The organism is Halocynthiibacter styelae (assembly GCF_016123485.1).
GTDB lineage: Bacteria > Pseudomonadota > Alphaproteobacteria > Rhodobacterales > Rhodobacteraceae > Halocynthiibacter > Halocynthiibacter styelae.
On sequence record NZ_JADCKQ010000013.1, the window covers coordinates 23844 to 41840 of the forward strand.

General features: G+C 56.1%; 18 protein-coding genes. 13 read left to right on the plus strand and 5 right to left on the minus strand.

Annotated elements, in window-relative coordinates; translation table 11 throughout:
- From H1D41_RS15205 to bioC, 5 genes are read left to right on the plus strand one after another with little or no spacing between them, the layout of a single operon-like run.
- Positions 1 to 1131, plus strand: coding sequence for an 8-amino-7-oxononanoate synthase (locus H1D41_RS15205; RefSeq protein WP_228849714.1), 1131 nt, complete (start codon positions 1 to 3; stop codon positions 1129 to 1131).
- The gene (gene bioD, locus H1D41_RS15210) at positions 1128 to 1745 is read left to right on the plus strand and encodes a dethiobiotin synthase (RefSeq protein WP_228849715.1); all 618 of its coding nucleotides are present in this window, start codon (positions 1128 to 1130) and stop codon (positions 1743 to 1745) included. Before H1D41_RS15205 ends, bioD begins: the two co-directional genes overlap by 4 nt.
- On the plus strand, positions 1738 to 3018 hold the full coding sequence (gene bioA / locus H1D41_RS15215; RefSeq protein WP_228849716.1) for an adenosylmethionine--8-amino-7-oxononanoate transaminase: 1281 nt from the start codon (positions 1738 to 1740) through the stop codon (positions 3016 to 3018). The genes bioD and bioA overlap by 8 nt, the downstream gene beginning before the upstream one ends.
- Positions 3019 to 3648 carry a pimeloyl-ACP methyl esterase BioG family protein gene (locus H1D41_RS15220; protein WP_228849717.1) on the plus strand — a complete coding sequence of 210 codons (630 nt, stop codon included), beginning with the start codon at positions 3019 to 3021 and terminating at the stop codon, positions 3646 to 3648.
- Entirely contained in the window at positions 3645 to 4418 is a 774-nt protein-coding gene (gene bioC / locus H1D41_RS15225) for a malonyl-ACP O-methyltransferase BioC (RefSeq protein ID WP_228849718.1), read from the plus strand. The genes H1D41_RS15220 and bioC overlap by 4 nt, the downstream gene beginning before the upstream one ends.
- Here bioC and H1D41_RS15230 read toward each other — a convergent pair whose 3' ends face one another.
- Both H1D41_RS15230 and H1D41_RS15235 read right to left on the minus strand, forming a co-directional pair.
- Entirely contained in the window at positions 4419 to 5030 is a 612-nt protein-coding gene (locus tag H1D41_RS15230) for a GntR family transcriptional regulator (RefSeq protein ID WP_228849719.1), read from the minus strand.
- Positions 5031 to 5075: 45 nt separating this feature from the next.
- Positions 5076 to 5852, minus strand: coding sequence for a phosphate/phosphite/phosphonate ABC transporter substrate-binding protein (locus H1D41_RS15235; RefSeq protein WP_324250291.1), 777 nt, complete (start codon positions 5850 to 5852; stop codon positions 5076 to 5078).
- 138 nt (positions 5853 to 5990) lie between these two features.
- Here H1D41_RS15235 and H1D41_RS15240 point away from each other — a divergent pair, with 138 nt between their 5' ends.
- Positions 5991 to 8342 carry a Tex family protein gene (locus H1D41_RS15240; RefSeq protein ID WP_228849720.1) on the plus strand — a complete coding sequence of 784 codons (2352 nt, stop codon included), beginning with the start codon at positions 5991 to 5993 and terminating at the stop codon, positions 8340 to 8342.
- A gap of 14 nt (positions 8343 to 8356) precedes the next feature.
- Here H1D41_RS15240 and H1D41_RS15245 read toward each other — a convergent pair whose 3' ends face one another.
- Both H1D41_RS15245 and H1D41_RS15250 read right to left on the minus strand, forming a co-directional pair.
- Complete coding sequence (locus H1D41_RS15245) at positions 8357 to 9187, minus strand: carbon-nitrogen hydrolase family protein (protein WP_228849721.1); 831 nt, start codon at positions 9185 to 9187, stop codon at positions 8357 to 8359.
- 2 nt (positions 9188 to 9189) lie between these two features.
- Entirely contained in the window at positions 9190 to 10071 is an 882-nt protein-coding gene (locus H1D41_RS15250) for a MurR/RpiR family transcriptional regulator (protein ID WP_228849722.1), read from the minus strand.
- Between the two features lie 149 nt (positions 10072 to 10220).
- Between H1D41_RS15250 and H1D41_RS15255 the strand changes: the two genes are divergently transcribed.
- Positions 10221 to 11249, plus strand: coding sequence for a GlxA family transcriptional regulator (locus tag H1D41_RS15255; RefSeq protein ID WP_228849723.1), 1029 nt, complete (start codon positions 10221 to 10223; stop codon positions 11247 to 11249).
- On the opposite strand, the gene H1D41_RS15260 is transcribed toward H1D41_RS15255, so the two are convergent.
- Positions 11231 to 12199 (minus strand): LysR family transcriptional regulator, encoded by a 969-nt coding sequence (locus H1D41_RS15260; RefSeq protein WP_228849724.1) that lies wholly within the window; start codon positions 12197 to 12199, stop codon positions 11231 to 11233. The genes H1D41_RS15255 and H1D41_RS15260 overlap by 19 nt on opposite strands.
- 123 nt (positions 12200 to 12322) lie before the next feature.
- Between H1D41_RS15260 and H1D41_RS15265 the strand changes: the two genes are divergently transcribed.
- The 6 genes from H1D41_RS15265 to H1D41_RS15290 are packed head-to-tail and all read left to right on the plus strand — an operon-like array spanning position 12323 to position 17700.
- Complete coding sequence (locus H1D41_RS15265) at positions 12323 to 13657, plus strand: aminotransferase family protein (protein ID WP_228849725.1); 1335 nt, start codon at positions 12323 to 12325, stop codon at positions 13655 to 13657.
- Between the two features lie 2 nt (positions 13658 to 13659).
- Entirely contained in the window at positions 13660 to 14589 is a 930-nt protein-coding gene (locus H1D41_RS15270; protein WP_228849726.1) for a BKACE family enzyme, read from the plus strand.
- Between the two features lie 3 nt (positions 14590 to 14592).
- Positions 14593 to 15624: a histone deacetylase family protein gene (locus H1D41_RS15275; RefSeq protein WP_228849727.1), complete on the plus strand. Its 1032-nt coding sequence runs from the start codon at positions 14593 to 14595 to the stop codon at positions 15622 to 15624.
- Positions 15621 to 16100: a thioesterase family protein gene (locus H1D41_RS15280; RefSeq protein ID WP_228849728.1), complete on the plus strand. Its 480-nt coding sequence runs from the start codon at positions 15621 to 15623 to the stop codon at positions 16098 to 16100. Before H1D41_RS15275 ends, H1D41_RS15280 begins: the two co-directional genes overlap by 4 nt.
- The gene (locus H1D41_RS15285) at positions 16097 to 17269 is read left to right on the plus strand and encodes an iron-containing alcohol dehydrogenase (RefSeq protein ID WP_228849729.1); all 1173 of its coding nucleotides are present in this window, start codon (positions 16097 to 16099) and stop codon (positions 17267 to 17269) included. Before H1D41_RS15280 ends, H1D41_RS15285 begins: the two co-directional genes overlap by 4 nt.
- Positions 17269 to 17700 carry an acyl-CoA thioesterase gene (locus H1D41_RS15290; protein ID WP_228849730.1) on the plus strand — a complete coding sequence of 144 codons (432 nt, stop codon included), beginning with the start codon at positions 17269 to 17271 and terminating at the stop codon, positions 17698 to 17700. The genes H1D41_RS15285 and H1D41_RS15290 overlap by 1 nt, the downstream gene beginning before the upstream one ends.
- The last annotated feature ends 297 nt before the right edge of the window (positions 17701 to 17997 follow it).

Consider the following 17997-nt stretch of genomic DNA (forward strand, 5'->3'; position numbering starts at 1 on the left):
ATGGCAGGTTTTTTCCACCATGAAGCGGCATTGTCGCAGCTGAAAACCCGGGGGCGCTATCGTAGCCTGATCCCGGTCAGTGGCCATGATTTTGCGTCCAATGACTACCTGGGCCTGGCCGCATCAGATGTGTTGCGCCATGCCGCCGGTGATGCACTTTACCGTGGGGTGCCCCTGGGGGCGGGCGCATCGCGGCTTTTGCGGGGGAACCATGCGGAACATGAGGCGCTTGAGGCCGAGGCCGTCGCATTTTTTAAGACTGAAGCTGCGCTGTTTCTCAATTGCGGATTTACCGCGAATACAGCGCTCTTCAGCACCCTGCCCCGCCATGACGATCTGATCCTGTACGACACATTGATTCATGCAAGTGTCCACGACGGAATGCGCCTTTCTCGGGCGCAAGCACAGGCCTTTCGTCACAACGACGTCACCCATGCGGAAGAGATTATCCGCGACTGGCGTTCAAATGGCGGGGCAGGCCGGATCTGGCTGGCGTTTGAAACGCTTTACAGTATGGATGGGGACCTGGCCCCGGTTGCGGATTTCGTGGCCCTGGCGCAGGCACATGACCTGGTTTTGGTTGCGGATGAAGCCCATTCCGGCGGCGTTTTCGGCCCGGGTGGGCGCGGGCTGATGGCGCCTTTCGAAGGCCAGGCTGATATCATTACCTTGCACACCTGTGGCAAGGCCATGGGCGTATCTGGTGCCCTGATCTGCGGGGCACGGGTTTTGATTGAAACCCTGATCAATAAGGCGCGCGGGTTCATCTTTTCCACCGCACCGACGCCTCTGAATGCGGCTTTGTTGCGGGTGGCCTTGCAGGAACTCCCGACACGGGCAGAACGATTGCAGAAGCGTATGGCAGAGGTCGCAGATCTGGTGGAAACCCTCTGCGCCCTGCCCCGCCCTATGTCCCAGATCATTCCGGTGATCATTGGCGATGACAAAGCCACAATGCAGATCGCGGCCAATCTGCAGGCCTGTGGATTTGACATCCGCGGCATCCGTCCGCCAACCGTGCCGCGTGGCACATCGCGCCTGCGGATCTCGATCACCCTGAACCCATCCGACACCGCCCTGCGTGACATGTTCACGGCCCTGAGCGAGGAACTGGAAAGGCACGCATCATGACCACATTCATCGTGACCGGCACCGACACGGGCATCGGCAAAACCGTGTTTTCCGCCGGGCTGACACAGGCGTTGCAGGCGACGTATTGGAAACCCGTGCAGGCCGGGCTTGAGGAAGAAACCGACAGCGAATTTGTCGGGCGGCTGTCGGGCCAGACAGTTTTGCCAGAGGCCCATCGCCTGGGCATGCCTGCCTCGCCCCACTTATCGGCAGAAGCCGAAGGCGCAATCATCGATCCCAACGCCTTGACCCTGCCCGATGTTACCGGCCCGCTGGTGGTGGAAGGTGCGGGCGGATTGATGGTACCGGTCAATCGTCAGACCCTTTACATCGATATCTTCGCCCGCTGGCAAAAGCCCGTGATCCTCTGCGCCCGCACGCAACTTGGCACGATCAATCACACGCTGTTGTCGCTGCAGGCCTTGCGTACTGCTGGCTGTGATGTTCATGGCGTCGCCTTCATTGGGGATCCAGAACCCGAGGTGGAGCAAACGATTGTCGACTTCGGGCAGACCCGCCGTCTGGGTCGTCTTCCGATGCTGCCGGAGCTGAATCCTGATACGCTGCAAGCTGCTTTTGCCCGCGCCTTCCCAGCGGAGGCCTTCCATGTCTGACGTGTTTGACGCCCGCCACCTCTGGCACCCCTACACCAATGTCACGCAACCCGGCCCGACCCATAAAGTCGCCTCTGCCAGTGGCGTACGTCTGACACTGGACGACGGCACAGAGATGATTGATGCCATGTCGTCCTGGTGGAGCACGATCCACGGTTATTGCCAGCCTGACATCACAAAAGCCATCAAAGATCAGGCCGACAAAATGGGGCATGTGATGTTCGGCGGTCTGACCCATGACCCGGCGATTGAGCTTGGGAAAAAACTGCTGGCTGTTACACCGCCCGATCTGCAACGGATTTTTTATTGTGACTCGGGCTCTGTTTCCGTCGAAGTCGCCCTGAAAATGGCCGTGCAATATCAACATGCTGCCGGTCGGCTTGGCAAAACCGGCTTTGCCACGGTGCGGTCCGGCTATCACGGCGACACCTGGAAAGCGATGAGTGTCTGCGACCCCGTAACAGGTATGCATCATCTGTTTGCCAAGGCGCTGAGCGCCCAGTATTTCACCCCGAAACCGCCGATCCGCCTTGGTGAAGCCTGGAACCCGGACCCTGAGGAAAATGGTGTGGGTGTGTTGCGCGATCTTTTGGCGGAGAGCCATGAAGACATTGCCGCTTTCATCATCGAACCCCTCGTTCAGGGCGCAGGTGGGATGTATTTCTATCACCCGCAGTATCTGAACGAGTTGCGCACGCTTTGTGATGAATTCAACATTCTGCTGATCTTTGACGAAATCGCCACGGGCTTTGGCCGCACAGGCAAAATGTTTGCCACGGAATTTACCGATGTCACCCCGGATATTCTGTGTATGGGCAAAGCTTTAACCGGCGGCACCCTGTCCTTTGCCGCGACGATGACGACCGATCATGTGGCGGAAGTTATCGGCAATGGATCACCCGGATTGTTCATGCATGGGCCAACTTTCATGGGTAATCCGCTGGCCTGTGCGGCGGCCTGCGCCAGTCTTGATTTGCTGGCGGATGGGGTATGGCAGGAAAATGTTGCGCGGATCGAAGATGGTCTGATGTCCCACCTCACCCGCCTGAGGGATTTGCCCGGTGTCGCGGATGTACGGGTTTTGGGTGCGATTGGCGTGGTAGAGATGGATCACAACGTCAGCGCCGATCAGGCCCATCCAATCTGTAAAGACCTTGGCGTCTGGCTGCGTCCCTTTGGCCGTCACATCTATTGCATGCCACCTTTTGTCACCCCCGATGAAGACCTCGCGCAGATTTGTGCCGCCATGGGTCACCTGGCAGAGGTTCTATAGATGCAGATGCAGTGGCTTCAGAAAGCTGAGGGCGCGCGCGAGGTCCTGGTGATCTTCTCCGGCTGGGGCATCGGGCCAGAAGCTTTTGTGCATCTGAAGACAAAGGCCGATATTCTCTGCGTCTCGAATTATCGCGATTTGACCACTGATCTGCCGGATCTTTCCGGATATGAAGCCCGCAACCTTATTGCCTGGTCTTTTGGTGTGGCTTCTTACGCGCTCTGGCAAGAGAGCCGCGTCGATCCGTTTGACCGCAAGGTTGCACTGTGCGGCGGAGTGATCCCTGTGGATCGTGATCTTGGAATTCCGCCCGTTGTCATGCAAAAAACCATCGACACATTGTCGGTCACCAGTTTTCAGATCTTTCTGCAACGCTGCTACGGACGTGCTGTTCCGCCTGAACTTGTGGATATTCCCGCTTTGAAAGACGAACTTCTGGCCGTGCAGGCGCGGGATTACAGCCGGGTGGAACTGACCTGGGACAAAGCCGTGATCAGCCGCACAGACAAGATTTTTCCTGCGAAAAATCTGCGCGCCGCATGGGTTGGCAATGCAACAGACGTTGTGGAAACAGATGCACCGCATGTGGCTTTCAGCGCCTGGAAAACCTGGGCGGAGGTTCTGGCATGACCATCCCTTTGCACGCTTCCCGAATTGAACAGAGTTTCCGTCGTGGCTTTGCCAGTTATGACAGCCACGCCAGTTGCCAGAAAGAGATCGCGTCAAAACTAGCAGCACTTTTTCTGCAAAAAAGCGGGGTGACTGCCGTTGAAAGCCTGCTGGAAATTGGCTGTGGTACCGGCTTTCTGACACGGGCACTTGCGCAACGCCTGTCTGCCGATCATCGGGTTCTGAATGACCTTGTCCCGGAAAGCCGGGAATACCTGGATCGTCTGCCAGATCTGGGGTATTGGGACTTTCTGCCAGGGTCGGTTGAGACCACCCCCTTGCCCGGTCAATTCGACCTGATCACTTCAGCATCCGCCCTGCAGTGGGTCAGCGATACGCCGGCTTTGTTGCAGCGTCTGTGTGATCATCTGAATCCCGGCGGCTGGCTGGCGATCAGCAGCTTTGGCCCTGATCATTTCCGTGAACTCAGGGCGTTTCATGATCAGCCCTGCGATATGGCGTATTTCGGCTCCGAAGAATGGCACGCCATGTTGCCCGAAGACATGAAGGTCTGTCACATCGCGCAGGATCACCAAACGGATTGGTTTGAACGTCCGTTGGATCTGCTAAAACATCTGCGTAAAACCGGGGTGAACGGGAATGCGAAACAACAATGGTCACGCCGGGATCTGATGCGGTTCAGTCAGGATTATAAGCATCAATTCGGGACGAAAAATGGCGATGTAACCCTGACCTGGGCGCCTGTTTATGTGATTGCACAGAAGGCGTGATCAGCCCATGCGCTGTAGGTGGCGTTGTAGCACCAGCACCGCTGTGTCGGCCTCTTTCCGGACCATGGCCGTGACGATCGCTGCGTGATCGCGGTCTTTGCGCTGCACAAAACGCAGCCGCCAGGTGCGCAGGAAATGCCGGGCGCTGAGAACTTCCAGCGTTTCAATCGTCGCCAGCAGGCGCGGCATGGCGGAAGGGGCCAGAATTTCACGGTGAAAGGCGCGGTTTGCCTGTTCCCAGGTCAGCAGATCTTCGGCTGCGTCGCAGGCTTCCTGAGCTTCCCGAATGCGTTTCAGGTCGGCCCGTGTGGCATTGGGTACAGCCTGACGCAGGGCCAACGGTTCCAGGGCCAGCCGCATGGCGCGGATCTCGAAAATATCTTCCGGGCTAAAGGGCGCAACCCGCACGCCCCGGCGCGGTTCACTGATCGCCAGGCCCCGGGCTTCCAGCCGCAGCAGGGCTTCGCGCACGGGCACATGGCTTGTGTTGAATTCCTTCGCGATATGATCCTGACGCAGCTTTTCATCCGGCTTCAATTCGCCCCGGATAATCTGATCCGTCAGGTTTTTGCGGATGATCTCTGAAATGGTGTCGCCGGGGGTATCGTTCATGATTTATAGATAATTTCTCACCGTCCCCGGCACAAGCCCGATTTTTCAGACAGAACCGGGCGGATTGGGAATTGCGAGGTAATCTTCCTTCGGAATACGCACAAGGCCTTTGATGCCAAGTGCAGCCTGATCATCCGGGGTCAGCTGCGTGATTGCGGCGCTGACAGCATCAAACACCACCTCTGGGTCATGTTTTACGGATGTGATCAGCGGCAGACCTGGCGTGGAATCGGTCCAGTCCAGAACACGCAGGTCCTGCGCAAATTCCTCATATTCCCGCATCAATCGCCAGGACATCGCATCCAGCGAAGCAATGTCAGTGCGCCTTTCCGCAACCGAACGCGCCGAATTGAGGTGGCCTTCGGATTTATACATCTCATTAAACCAGATACTCCGGGGCTTCAGATGCCAGTAAGGCGCCGCAAACCCTGACTGTGAGAACGTCTGATTATAGGCGAAAATAATGTCGCCACCGTCATCAGTTTTATCATATTCCTCAATTTTCTTCCGCCAGGCGTAGTTGTCTTTATGCACGACAAGCGCGCTGCGATAATAACCTGGCGGACAGCCTTCCAGGCCGTAATCCGGGGTGCCCACAAGGTTCACCTGAGCATGCAACCAGGTGCGATAAGGCATGCCACATGTCTGGCTAAGCACAAGATCAGGGTCTTTCCAGACAGAAAATTCCTCGGCGCTCTGGGACAGGTTTTCCGGTGCATCAATGCCTGCCTGCGCCAGGTTTTCCCGGATCAACTGCCAGAAGTGCACGTGGGCTGCATCAAGTTGCGGGCGGGCATACATCATCAGGCTGGCAATCATCATATCCTCCGGGGCATTATTATGTCTGCACATAACACATAGATCGCCGCATCAATGCAAGCCCGCGATTTTTCGCCGGATGCCATCACAGCGGCCTTGGCCTGCCCGAAGATTATAGCTAGAAATGACGGTTCATTCAGGATGGAGCTTCCTTTGACAAAACCCGCCGCACAAGCCGTTGAAGACCGGATCTTTCGTAGAATTTCCGAGGATATTTCTGCCTCATCTCAACAGGTTAAATCTGCTGTCGCGTTGCTGGACGAAGGCGCCACTGTACCCTTTGTTGCGCGTTACCGGAAGGAAGTCACCGGGGGGCTGGATGATATTCAGCTGCGGACCCTTGCCGATCGCCTGACCTATCTGCGCGATATGGAGGCACGCCGCGATACGATCCTGAATTCCATCAAAGACCAGGGTAAACTGACCGATGATCTGGCCCGCGCGATTGCCGGGGCAGACAATAAGGCAACTCTTGAAGACATCTATCTGCCCTATAAGCCAAAGCGCCGCACAAAGGCGATGATTGCGCGGGAAAACGGGTTGGAACCACTGCTGCGTGCCATCCAGGAAAACCGTGCGGCGGAGCCGGAAGATCTGGCCGCGTCATATGTGACGGAAACCGTTGCGACGGTGAAAGATGCCCTGAACGGCGCACGCGATATTCTGACAGAGGAACTGTCTGAAAACGCAGACCTTCTGGGGCGCCTGCGCGATTTTATGCAGCGTGAAGCCTTCATTTCCTCCCGTGTGATTGAGGGTAAAGAAAAGGACGGTGCAAAGTTTTCCGATTACTTCGCACATCGTGAAAAATGGGCCGATATCGCCGCGCACCGAGCCCTGGCCATTTTGCGGGCTGCCAAGGAAGAAGTGGTGGTGATGGAAATCGCCCCGGATGCGGAAGAAGGTGTGCCGCGCGCGATCAGCATGGTTGCAGCGCATCTGGATACATCTGGTGACACGCCGGGCGATAAATGGCTGCGCACGGTGGCGGGCTGGGCCTGGCGTATCAAGTTTTCCATGTCGCTTTATGTGGATCTGCTCAGCGATCTGCGCCAGCGTGCCCATGAAGAAGCGATCCTGGTTTTTTCCCGCAATCTCAAAGACCTGCTTCTGGCGGCCCCTGCCGGTCGTCGCGCAACACTGGGGCTTGATCCGGGCATTCGCACCGGGGTGAAAGTCGCGGTGATTGATGACACGGGTAAGGTTCTGGACACAGCCACGATCTACCCGTTTCAGCCCCGCATGGATGTGCGTGGGTCCGAGGCGAAACTGCTGGAACTGATCACAAAACATGGGATCGAACTGATCGCGGTGGGCAACGGTACTGGCAGTCGTGAGACGGAAAAACTGGTAGCGGAAACCCTGAAGCTGCTGCCAAAATCCGTAAAAGCACCGATGAAAGTTGTGGTGTCTGAAGCCGGCGCATCGGTTTATTCTGCATCTGAACTGGCGTCTGAAGAATTCCCCGATCTGGATGTATCCCTGCGCGGGGCCGTGTCGATTGCGCGGCGCCTACAGGATCCCCTGGCCGAGCTGGTAAAGATCACCCCCGAAAGCATCGGTGTCGGGCAATATCAGCATGACGTCGATCAGCGCCGCCTTGGCAATGCGCTTGAGGCCGTGGTGGAAGACGCGGTGAACGCGGTTGGTGTGGATCTGAACACAGCATCTGCGCCACTGCTTGCGCAGGTCGCGGGTCTTGGTCGTTCGCTGGCGGGCGCAATTGTGTTTCACAGGGACATGCACGGGGCTTTCCCATCGCGTAAATCCTTGTTGAAAGTATCCGGTCTTGGCCCCAAAGCCTTTGAACAGGCGGCAGGGTTCCTGCGTATCCGGGACGGGGAAGAACCGCTTGATGCATCGTCCGTTCACCCGGAAGCCTATGATGTTGCGCAGAAAATTGTGACTGCCAGCGGACGTAATATGGCGGATATCATGGGGCAGAGCCACGCGTTGAAAACCCTGAAGCCGGAAAACTTTGTCACCGATAATTTCGGCCTTCCCACGGTGCGCGATATCTTCACCGAGTTGGAAAAACCCGGCCGCGATCCACGCCCGGAGTTTAAAACAGCGACTTTCACCGACGGGGTCGAAACCATCACCGACCTGAAGCCCGGGATGCGCCTGGAAGGGACTGTGACCAATGTGGCCGCCTTTGGGGCCTTTGTGGATATCGGCGTGCATCAGGATGGGCTTGTGCACATCAGCCAGCTGGCCGATCGCTTTGTTAAAGACCCGCATGAGGTGGTGAAAGCTGGCGATGTGGTGCGTGTGATGGTGACAGAGGTCGAAGTCCCCCGCAAACGGATTGCCCTGTCGATGCGCAAAGATGCAAAGCCCGGTGGCAATGACGGCCCGAAAGAACGCAACAGCGGGCCGCGCAATCAGGGACGTCAGAAGCACCAGAGCAGCCCGCGCGGTAAATCTGGTGGCAAACCACAGACCGGTGGATTTGGTGACGCACTTTTGTCTGCGATGAACAAGAAGAAATAAGCAGTGCGCGGGCGTTAAAGCCCGCTGTAGTCCTCCAGGCGATCCTTCAGGAAAGTATAATCTTCGCGCACTTTACTCAGCTGATCCCGGCTGATTGTGATAAAGTGGAAGTCTTCATCCGTGCCTTTAAAGCGGATTGGATAGGTGTTTTCATCCATCCAGGGCCAGCAGAATCGTGAATTGCCCCAATTGGCCCCGGCCCGGTTCAGGGACAGGAAAAACACCTGGTTTTCCAGCGCCCGGGTGGTGGAAAAATGATGCCAGGTGGCAAAGGATTCATCCCGGAAATAGGCGCCGCAATGCAGGATCAGATCCACACCATGTTGCAGGGTCAATGTGCGGCAAAGCTCTGGAATGCGGATGTCGTAGCAGATGATTGGGGACAGGGTGAAACCTTTGACCTTAAAGGTGAAAATGTGATCACCGCGATCAAAGTATTCTTTCTCCATCGACGCGCCATACTGACACATATGCAGCTTATCATAATGCCCGACCAACTCCCCGTCAGGCCCGGCAACGGCGATTGAAATATAGGTGCCCGTCGTGTCACGACGCGCGAAACTGTACGAAATAAAGACACTAAATTCCTGCGCCAGAACGCGCCAGGCCTGGAAAGACGCGCCTTCGACATCTTCCGCGATTTCATCCAGGCATTCAAAGGCGTCACGGGAATAATCAATGCTGGACAGTTCCGGCAGAACCACCAGATCAGCCTTTGCGCCTGACAGTTGCGCGCGCACTTTTGCAACCGATGTCGCCAGATGCGCATCGCGCTCGGACGCTGTGGTCATGGCAGGAATTTCAATCTGGCAGGCCAGCAGCGTCAGGGCATCAGTGGATGACATATTCAGTCCTCATCTTTCCAGTATTCGCCCAGAAGGATCCGGTCGGATTCGATCTTTTCGATCCGGCTGATCACTTCGGGGGTGTTGTTCAATGTATAGAACCCGATCAGGGCCTCAATCATGATGGTGGCAGAGACATAAGATTCAAAAAACAGCGGGCTTTGGTTGGGTGTCAGCAAGACGTGGTCCGCACACATCGCCAATGGCGACGCCGGGCTGTCACTGATCGCGATGATCTTTGCCTTCCGGTCCTGCGCGACTTTTGCCAGACGCACAGTTGCACCTGCACAGGGTTGCTGGCTGACAGCAATCACCGCATCGCGTTCGCTGACATCGGTGATGGTATCCGCATAAATGCCACCTTCAGAACGTACCAGCCGAAATTTATCGCTGGTCATGCCGCCCAGGTAATTCAGATATTGCGCAAAACTATGCGACGCCTGCATCCCGATCAGATAGACATGTTCGCTATCGGCAACCACACGCGCCACATCAGCCAGATAATCCGCATCCATGGTTTCAAACAGTGCTGTGACATTGTCTGTCACTGCATTCTGAAGATCGCCCCAAAACCGCGTATTATCGTTATCTTTATTGGATTTCTGCAGGTTTTCTGCACGCAACTGATAATAGCTGACGTCATGCTGTTGCACCTGACGACGATAGACTTCGCGCAGCTCGCCATAGGTTTCATAGCCAAGCAATTTGGCCAGTCGGGAAAAATTTGGCAGGGAAACGCCGGCATTTGATGCAACCTGACGCATGGAAAGGGTTGCAATATCGCCGGGATGCTCCATGAGATAGGTCGCAACCACACGAAGCGCGCGCGGCAGATCGGGGAACATATCCCTGAGTTGCTCATTCACCTTCAGATAGTCGCCCATGTTCTTTCATCCCCCCAGACTTGTCAGTCAGATTATCGAAAAATTAGCGTTTGTGCAATAAACGCCGGGAAATTTCTCATTTGCTATAACCATCCCGATCCCACGTCTGCCCCTATCGTCAATCCGGGACGTCCATGATATGAAATCCTATGACCTCAAACAGTTTCATACCCAAAGGGGCCGCCAGTTTTCGCATTGATTACGACGGGCCGGTAACGGATATCCACTTTCTGCTTTTGCCAAAGATGACCATGCTGGCGTTCAGCGCAGCGGTCGAACCTTTGCGCCTTGCCAATCAGGTCACCGGGCGGGAATTGTACCGCTGGTTTCTGATGACAGAAGACGGGGAACCTGTGCGCTGTTCTAACGGCATTATGCTGATGCCGGATTCCGGGCTTGAAGCATTGCCATCCTCCGCCCTGGCCTTTGTCTGTGCGGGCACGGAACCTGCGGACAGCTTTTCCAACAAAGTCCTGGCATGGCTGCGCAAACACAACGCGTTTGGCGTGACAATCGGATCTGTTTGCACCGGCGCTTTTGCCCTGGCCCGTGCGGGGATCATCCGTAAACAAAAATTCACGCTGCATTGGGAAAACCAGCCTGCTTTCTGCGAAATCTTCCCGGATCTTGTGCCGACAGCAAACCTCTATGAAGTTGACCGGGGCCTGATGACCTGTGGTGGGGGCCATGCAGCGACTGATATGATGCTGGAAATGATCGAACGTGACCATGGGCAGGATCTGGCGGTGATTGTGTCTGACATGTGCATTCATTCCCGTTCCGGCAGCCGTCAGGGTGTTCAGAAATCGGCCTATGCCGTGGCACTTGGCAGCCGGAACCCGCATCTGATCCAGGCCATGCAGTTTATGCAGGCCACCGTGGAAGAACCGGAAGACATCGCCGGGATTGCCGATCATGTGGGAATTTCGCGGCGACAGCTGGAACGTCTGTTTAAGTCCTATGTCGGCACATCGCCGGTGCAATATTACATTGATCTGCGCGTTGCCCGCGCCCATGCTTTGCTGAATGAAACCAGCCTGTCCGTCACGGAAATTGCCGCAGCCACCGGGTTTAACAGCGCGACACAACTGGCCCTGCGGTTTCGTAAAAGATACGGGCAATCGCCCGGTGCGTTTCGCAAAAGTTGGGCTGCGAAGGATCAGGATCCGTCGGAATAGGTACGTTCTGACAGGGGCACCGTTGCAAGCCGCGCATCCAGCATTTCCGCAAACGCCAGTTCCGCCCGGTTCAGGCGCGCGGATTTGTGGCGCAGCACATGCACATCAATTTCCAGCGCATTGCCATAGGGCGGCAGACGCCAAAGCTCGCCCCGTTCCACAAATCTCTGCGCCACATGCACTGGCAACGGGCCAAATCCCAGGCCGGCGATGATCATCCGCAAGGCTTCACCCAGATGTGAGGTATAGCCGATCACGCGATCATCCAGCCGGTGTTGCGCACGCAAAAGCGCAATGGGCCGCAACGCATCCCAAAGCTGATCCGTGCGGAAAGAGATCGAGGAATGGCCTGCCAGATCTTCCATGCGCAGGCCTTCGCACCCGAACAGTGGGTGGCTTGGTCCGCAGTAAAACCCGAAATATGATCGGTATAGGGTCTGATATGTCAGTGACGGATGCTGTTCATGCACAAGCCCGACCCCAAGGCTTGCGGATTTTTCAAGCACCGCCTGCTGCACCGATTTGCTGGACATGACCTCCAGATCAAAGCTGACTTCCGGGTGCGCTGCGTGAAAGCCAGACAACAGCTGATCGAAAAACGGGCTTTCCACCCGGCTGAGCAGCGCCAGCCGCACCTTGCCTGTCACCACATCTTCGGCTCCCTGTGTCGCCTGAATAGTCCGGGAAAGAGATCCAAAAATATCCAGACATTCCTGATACAACATCTGCCCTGCAGGGGTGACGCGGAAATGCGAGGGGCCGCGATCAATCAGAGGCGTTTCAAGGCGCGCCTCAAGCCGTTTCAGTGCCTGGCTGACAGAAGGTTGCTGCAACATCATGCGTCGTGCAGCCAGGGTTATGCTGCCTTCCTGCACAATAAACATGAAGGTGCGCAGAAGGTTCCAGTCGAGTTCGCGGATCAGTTTATCGGGGTCAGTCGGCTCAGACATTGATTTCACCTATGTCATTCATTGACCATATCTATTTGCGCTATGATGAAAACAAAAGCAACCTGCTGAAAACATCACATGAGTCCCCGGCACTCCCCGGCGGACATTGCAGAGAGAACGGCAGTGAAGAAATCAAACCTGTTTTATCAGTCCCGCGCCCGCCGCCCCGAAGTGGAACGTGCGGAAGGCATCTATATCCACGGGAAAAACGGCGAACGTTATATTGACGGTTCTTCCGGCGCGATGGTGTCTAACATTGGCCATTCCAACCCGAATGTGCTGAAGGCGATGAAAGCCCAGATGGACAGCGCGACATTCGCCTATCGTCTGCATTTCGAAAACGCCCCTGCGGAAAATCTGGCCACGGAAATTGCCAACCGGATGCCTGAGGGCCTGAACAAAGTGTTCTTTGTCTCTGGCGGATCTGAAGCGGTTGAAAGCTGTGTGAAATTCGCGCGCCAATGGGCGGTTGCTGCGGGGCAGGACAAGCGCTGGAAGGTGATTTCACGTTTCCCGTCTTATCACGGATCCACCCTGGGCGCGCTGGCGCTGACAGGTTATGGCCCGCTGAAAGATGCTTTTGCGCCGCTGTTCAAAGACATGCCCAAGATCCCGGCACCAACCTGTTATCAGGATCAGGACAATCTGAGTGATGAACAGCGCGGGCTGAAATATGCGGAAATGCTGCGTGATGAGATCATCGCGCAGGGGCCGGAAACCGTGCTGGCTTTTGCGATGGAACCTGTCGGCGGCGCATCTACCGGGGCGCTTGTGGCACCAGACAGCTATTACACCCGCGTGCGCGAAATCTGTGATGAATTCGGCGTGCTGCTGATCATGGATGAAGTCATGTCCGGCGTTGGCCGCACCGGCACATTCATGGCGTCTGAACACTGGAATGTGCGTCCTGATCTTGTGGCCGTGTCCAAAGGTTTCGCTGCGGGTTATGCGCCGCTTGGCGCGATGATTGCCGACGAAAACATGGTCGAAACCGTGCTGGACGCCGGTGGCTTTGCCCATGGGCACACTTATGCGGGCAACCCGCTGGCTTGTTCTGCCGGGCTTGCGGTTCTGGCCGAAATCGACCGTCTTGATCTGATGGCGAACACGCGTGCGATGGGCGATCTATTGATGACAGGCCTGAACGATCTGAAAGATCGGTATGCATTCATTGGTGACGTGCGCGGTAAAGGTCTGCTGACGGCGTTTGAAATGGTGTCGGATTGCGAAACCATGGCCCCGCTGCCAAAGGATCTGAACGCTTATGATCGCTTTGTTGAGATCTGTTATGAACGCAAGCTTATCACCTATTCCCGCCGCACCCATGGGGGCATCGACGGCGATCATTTCCTTGTCTGCCCGCCGATGATCGTGACGGAAACCCAGGTGAATGACATTCTGAATATTCTTGATGACAGCCTGGGTGTGTTCGCCCGGGAAAGCGGGCTGGAGGCCTGATTATGCCACGTAAAATTATCCTGACCTGTGCGGTGACCGGTTCCATCCACACCCCAAGCATGAGCCCCTATCTGCCCGTCACCCCCGATGAAATCGCCACATCCGCGATTGAGGCCGCAGAGGCGGGTGCATCCGTTCTGCACCTGCACGCCCGCGATCCGGAAAACGGCAAGCCAAGCTCTGATATCGAGGTCTTCCGTCAGTTCCTGCCGCGCATCAAAGACGAAACCGATGCGGTGATCAATTTGACCACTGGCGGGTCATCCCAAATGACCGTAGAACAACGCCTGTCCGCGCCTGCGGAACTTGCGCCGGAAATGTGTTCACTGAACATGGGCTCGATCAACTTTGGCCTGTTCCCAATGAAAGACCGTTACACCGACTGGAAACACGACTGGGAAGAACCCTTCCTTGAGAACACCCGTGACGTGGTTTTCAAGAACACGTTTCGGGATATTGAAGCGGTGTTCAGCATGCTGGGTGATGCCGGCGGCGCGAAGTTTGAATTCGAATGTTATGACGTTGGCCACATTCAGTCTGTCGCCTTCTATCTGAAGCAAAATCGCATCAAAGCGCCTGTGTTCCTGCAGTTTGTCATGGGTGTTCTGGGAGGCATTGATGCCAGCCCGCAAAGCCTGATGATGATGAAGGAAACTGCGGATCGTCTGCTGGGTGATCAGTATAAGTTTTCAGTCCTTGCGGCGGGGCGTCAACAGATGACCCTGGGTACAATGGCTGTGATCCTGGGCGGCAATGTGCGTGTTGGCCTGGAAGACAGCCTGATGATCGGGCGTGGTGAACTGGCTGTCAGCAATGCCCAGCAGGTGATCAAGATCCGTACCGTGCTGGAAGAACTTGGCTATGAAATTGCAACGCCGGATGAGGCGCGTGAGATGCTGCAGTTGAAGGGCGCAGATAAGGTGGGGTTTTAAGCGATGAAAGTTTTTGCAGATCAGGCACATCAGGCCATGCACGATCCCAGCGGATATCTGGTAGATGGCGTTATGCAGCCCAACCCGGAACAGCCGGAACGGATGGAACGTCTTCTGGCGGGTGTTGCCGCCGGTGGGCATGAGGTGATCGCGCCCGCTGATCACGGGCTGGCGCCGCACGCCGCTGTGCATTCGCCCGCCTATATCAAGTTCCTGTCCACCATCCATAAACGCTGGTCGCGGAACCCCGCTGCAGCGCCAGAGATTTTTCCCAACATCCACCCGGATCGCCGCACTGCAAGTTATCCGACTTCCGCTATCGCGCAGACCGGGTTTCACGTTGCGGATATGTCCTGCCCGATTGGGGAGCATACCTGGGAATCCTCCCGCTGGTCCGCCAATTGCGCCGTCTCTGCCGCGCAGGCGGTCGAGGCCGGTGATCAGATGGCTTACGCCCTGTGCCGTCCGCCGGGGCACCATTGTTTCAGTGATCTGGCTGGCGGGTTCTGTTACCTGAATAACAGCGCCATCGCCGCGCAGTACCTGCGCAAAACTCATGACCGTGTGGCCATCATCGACGTCGATCTGCATCACGGCAACGGCACCCAGGGCATCTTTTATGAACGTTCCGACGTTTACACGATGTCCATCCACGCCGATCCGGATCGGTTTTACCCCTTCTTCTGGGGTCACGCCCATGAAGTCGGTGAAGGTGCGGGCCATGGCTATAACCTGAACATCCCCCTGCCCCGTGGCACTGCGGATGACGGGTTTATGAAAGGTCTGGCGGGTGGTCTTGAGGACATCAAAGCATTTGCCCCCGGTGCGGTTGTCATCGCGCTTGGCCTTGATGCCTATGAGAACGATCCTTTTGGCGGTCTGTCCGTTTCAACGCCTGGTTTTGCTGTGATGGCAAAGATGTTGGCGGATCTGGGCTTGCCCACGGTGATTGTGCAGGAAGGTGGGTATCTGTGTGATGAATTGGGCGACAACCTGCATTCCTTCCTGACCGGCTTTGAAGAGGCGCGCGCATGAGTGGCTGGGTCAGATCACCCGTGCGATCCGTTCCTGAGGACTGGATTGATTACAACGGGCATATGAATCTGGCCTATTATGTCATGGCCTTTGATCATGATCTGGATGACCTTCTGGATCGTGAAATCGGCGCTGGGCCATCCTTCAGCAAAAGTCACAACCAAGGGCCATTTGCGCTGCAAAATCATGTGCACTATCTGGATGAACTTTTGCAAGGCGAAGCGTTTTACTGCAAATTCCTGATGCTTGATGGAGATGCGAAACGTGTGCATATCGCCGGGTCTATGCATCGGGCATCCGATGATACGCCTGTCTGTGTGATGGAACAGGTTCTGATCAACGTAGATCACGAAAGTCGCCGCTCTGCCCCCTATCCGCAGGACATTCAGGACCGGATCAGTGCCATGGTAGCCGCCCATACTGAAATTGAACGCCCGCCACAGATCGGGCGGCCCATTGGGTTAAAGCGCACATGACTGGCTTTATCTTCAACACCACCGCGCAGATTATCTGTCGCCCGGGGGCTGCTGCGGATCTGGCGACGACGATTAGTGGAAAGATCGGCGATAAGATCCTTTTTGTCACCGATAAAGGCATTCGCAATCTGGGCCTGGAACGCGAAGCAGTCACAAGCCTGGAAAATGCCGGGCTGACTGTCACCATGTTTGACGCGGTTGAGGCTGACCCCAGCCTGAATACAGTTCTGACCGCGACTCGCGCCGCGCAGGATTGCAACGCAACAGCTGTGGTTGCCCTTGGCGGGGGATCCTCGTTGGATGTGGCGAAACTGGTCGCGCTTCTGGCCGGCTCTGGTGAAGACATTGACGGCGCCTGGGGCGTCGGCAACGCCAAAGGCCCGCGCCTGCCACTGGTTTTGATCCCGACCACCGCTGGTACCGGGTCTGAGGTTACGCCGGTGTCGATCATCACCGTGGGCGAAAATGAAAAACGTGGCGTGTCTTCGCCGGTCATTCTGCCGGATGTCGCGGTTTTGGATGCCAACCTGACCCTCAGCCTGCCCGGCCCTGTCACCGCCGCCACCGGCATTGACGCCATGGTGCACGCGATTGAGGCCTATACATCGGTCAACGCCAACAACAACCCCATGTCGCGAATGCTGGCTGTGCAGGCACTGGAACTGCTGGGCGCGAACATTGAAACCGCCGTCACAAACCCGGCCAACACCAAAGCCCGCAGCAAAATGTTGCTGGGATCCTGTCTTGCGGGCATGGCCTTCGCCAATTCGCCCGTCGCCGCTGTGCATGCGCTGGCCTATCCGATTGGTGGCACCTTCCATATTCCGCACGGGCTGTCGAATGCGCTGATTCTGTCTCAGGTCCTGCGCTTTAACGCGGCTGAGGTGGAAAACGGATCTTACCGGCACTATGCCGCCCTTGCGCCGCATCTGTTTCCGGACATCGGCACGGACTGCGGTGCGCAGGAAATCTGTACGGCTTTCATTGACCGTCTCAGCGCGCTTTCTGCAAGGCTGGGCCTGCCGCAACGCCTGCGAGATGTGGGGATTGGTGAAGAAGCCCTGCCCGGCATGGCGCGCGATGCCATGATCCAGACCCGCCTGCTGGTGAACAATCCGCGGGTGCTGGCGGAAAAAGATGCGCTGGCGATCTATCAGGAGGCCTGGTGATGCCCCGCCCCACACCTATGTCACGCTGTGACTTCACAGTCCACCGCAGGCTTCAGACCCGCTGGTCCGATAATGATGCCTATGGGCATATGAATAATACTGTGCACTATCAGCTGTTTGACACGGTTATTAATCACTGGCTGATGGAACAAGGTCTTCTGGATTTTCGTCAGGGTGAAATCGTAGGGCTGGTTGTCGAAACCGGGTGCAGCTATTTCGCAGAACTGGCCTTTCCACAGGAAATCATCGCCGGGATCGCCGTTGAAAAGATCGGGAAATCTTCTGTCACCTATCGGATCGCTTTGTTCGGGCAAGGGGAAACGGCCGCTGCTCAAGGCAGATTCACACATGTTTATGTGGACAGAGTCAGCCGTCGACCTGTGTCTTTTCCTCAGAACTGGCGTGATGCGCTTCTGGAACTTCAGTTATGAAACGAAATGCGATCAGAAAAGGAGATACAATACCTGAAATATACGGGAAAATGTCCGGATTAATATTATTCAACTCTGCACTCTGGCCACCCACACAACTCCGGTATATCAAGAGGGCATGATCAGAGAATCCGGATCAGTTGCAATTCAGTCTGTCACATTTCATGTGACCTGCGACCCTTTGCGCACACCTTTCCAAATGCTTGCTGCAACAGCCAGATATTGTGCCGCGGGTCTGGGCAGAATGCCGGAAAATGTTTCAAATGACAAAAAAGCACAAAATAAATTGCGAATGTT

Bases quoted from the DNA above. Each gene is read 5' to 3' on its own strand.
- H1D41_RS15260 (WP_228849724.1), bottom strand. From the start codon at position 12,199: ATGTCTGAGCCGACTGACCCCGATAAACTGATCCGCGAACTCGACTGG.
- H1D41_RS15275 (WP_228849727.1), top strand. From the start codon at position 14,593: ATGAAAGTTTTTGCAGATCAGGCACATCAGGCCATGCACGATCCCAGC.
- H1D41_RS15230 (WP_228849719.1), bottom strand. From the start codon at position 5,030: ATGAACGATACCCCCGGCGACACCATTTCAGAGATCATCCGCAAAAAC.
- H1D41_RS15245 (WP_228849721.1), bottom strand. From the start codon at position 9,187: ATGTCATCCACTGATGCCCTGACGCTGCTGGCCTGCCAGATTGAAATT.
- H1D41_RS15270 (WP_228849726.1), top strand. From the start codon at position 13,660: ATGCCACGTAAAATTATCCTGACCTGTGCGGTGACCGGTTCCATCCAC.
- H1D41_RS15285 (WP_228849729.1), top strand. From the start codon at position 16,097: ATGACTGGCTTTATCTTCAACACCACCGCGCAGATTATCTGTCGCCCG.
- H1D41_RS15220 (WP_228849717.1), top strand. From the start codon at position 3,019: ATGCAGATGCAGTGGCTTCAGAAAGCTGAGGGCGCGCGCGAGGTCCTG.
- H1D41_RS15280 (WP_228849728.1), top strand. From the start codon at position 15,621: ATGAGTGGCTGGGTCAGATCACCCGTGCGATCCGTTCCTGAGGACTGG.
- H1D41_RS15240 (WP_228849720.1), top strand. From the start codon at position 5,991: ATGGAGCTTCCTTTGACAAAACCCGCCGCACAAGCCGTTGAAGACCGG.
- H1D41_RS15290 (WP_228849730.1), top strand. From the start codon at position 17,269: ATGCCCCGCCCCACACCTATGTCACGCTGTGACTTCACAGTCCACCGC.
- H1D41_RS15255 (WP_228849723.1), top strand. From the start codon at position 10,221: ATGACCTCAAACAGTTTCATACCCAAAGGGGCCGCCAGTTTTCGCATT.
- H1D41_RS15235 (WP_324250291.1), bottom strand. From the start codon at position 5,852: ATGATGATTGCCAGCCTGATGATGTATGCCCGCCCGCAACTTGATGCA.
- bioC (WP_228849718.1), top strand. From the start codon at position 3,645: ATGACCATCCCTTTGCACGCTTCCCGAATTGAACAGAGTTTCCGTCGT.
- H1D41_RS15205 (WP_228849714.1), top strand. From the start codon at position 1: ATGGCAGGTTTTTTCCACCATGAAGCGGCATTGTCGCAGCTGAAAACC.
- H1D41_RS15250 (WP_228849722.1), bottom strand. From the start codon at position 10,071: ATGGGCGACTATCTGAAGGTGAATGAGCAACTCAGGGATATGTTCCCC.
- bioA (WP_228849716.1), top strand. From the start codon at position 1,738: ATGTCTGACGTGTTTGACGCCCGCCACCTCTGGCACCCCTACACCAAT.
- bioD (WP_228849715.1), top strand. From the start codon at position 1,128: ATGACCACATTCATCGTGACCGGCACCGACACGGGCATCGGCAAAACC.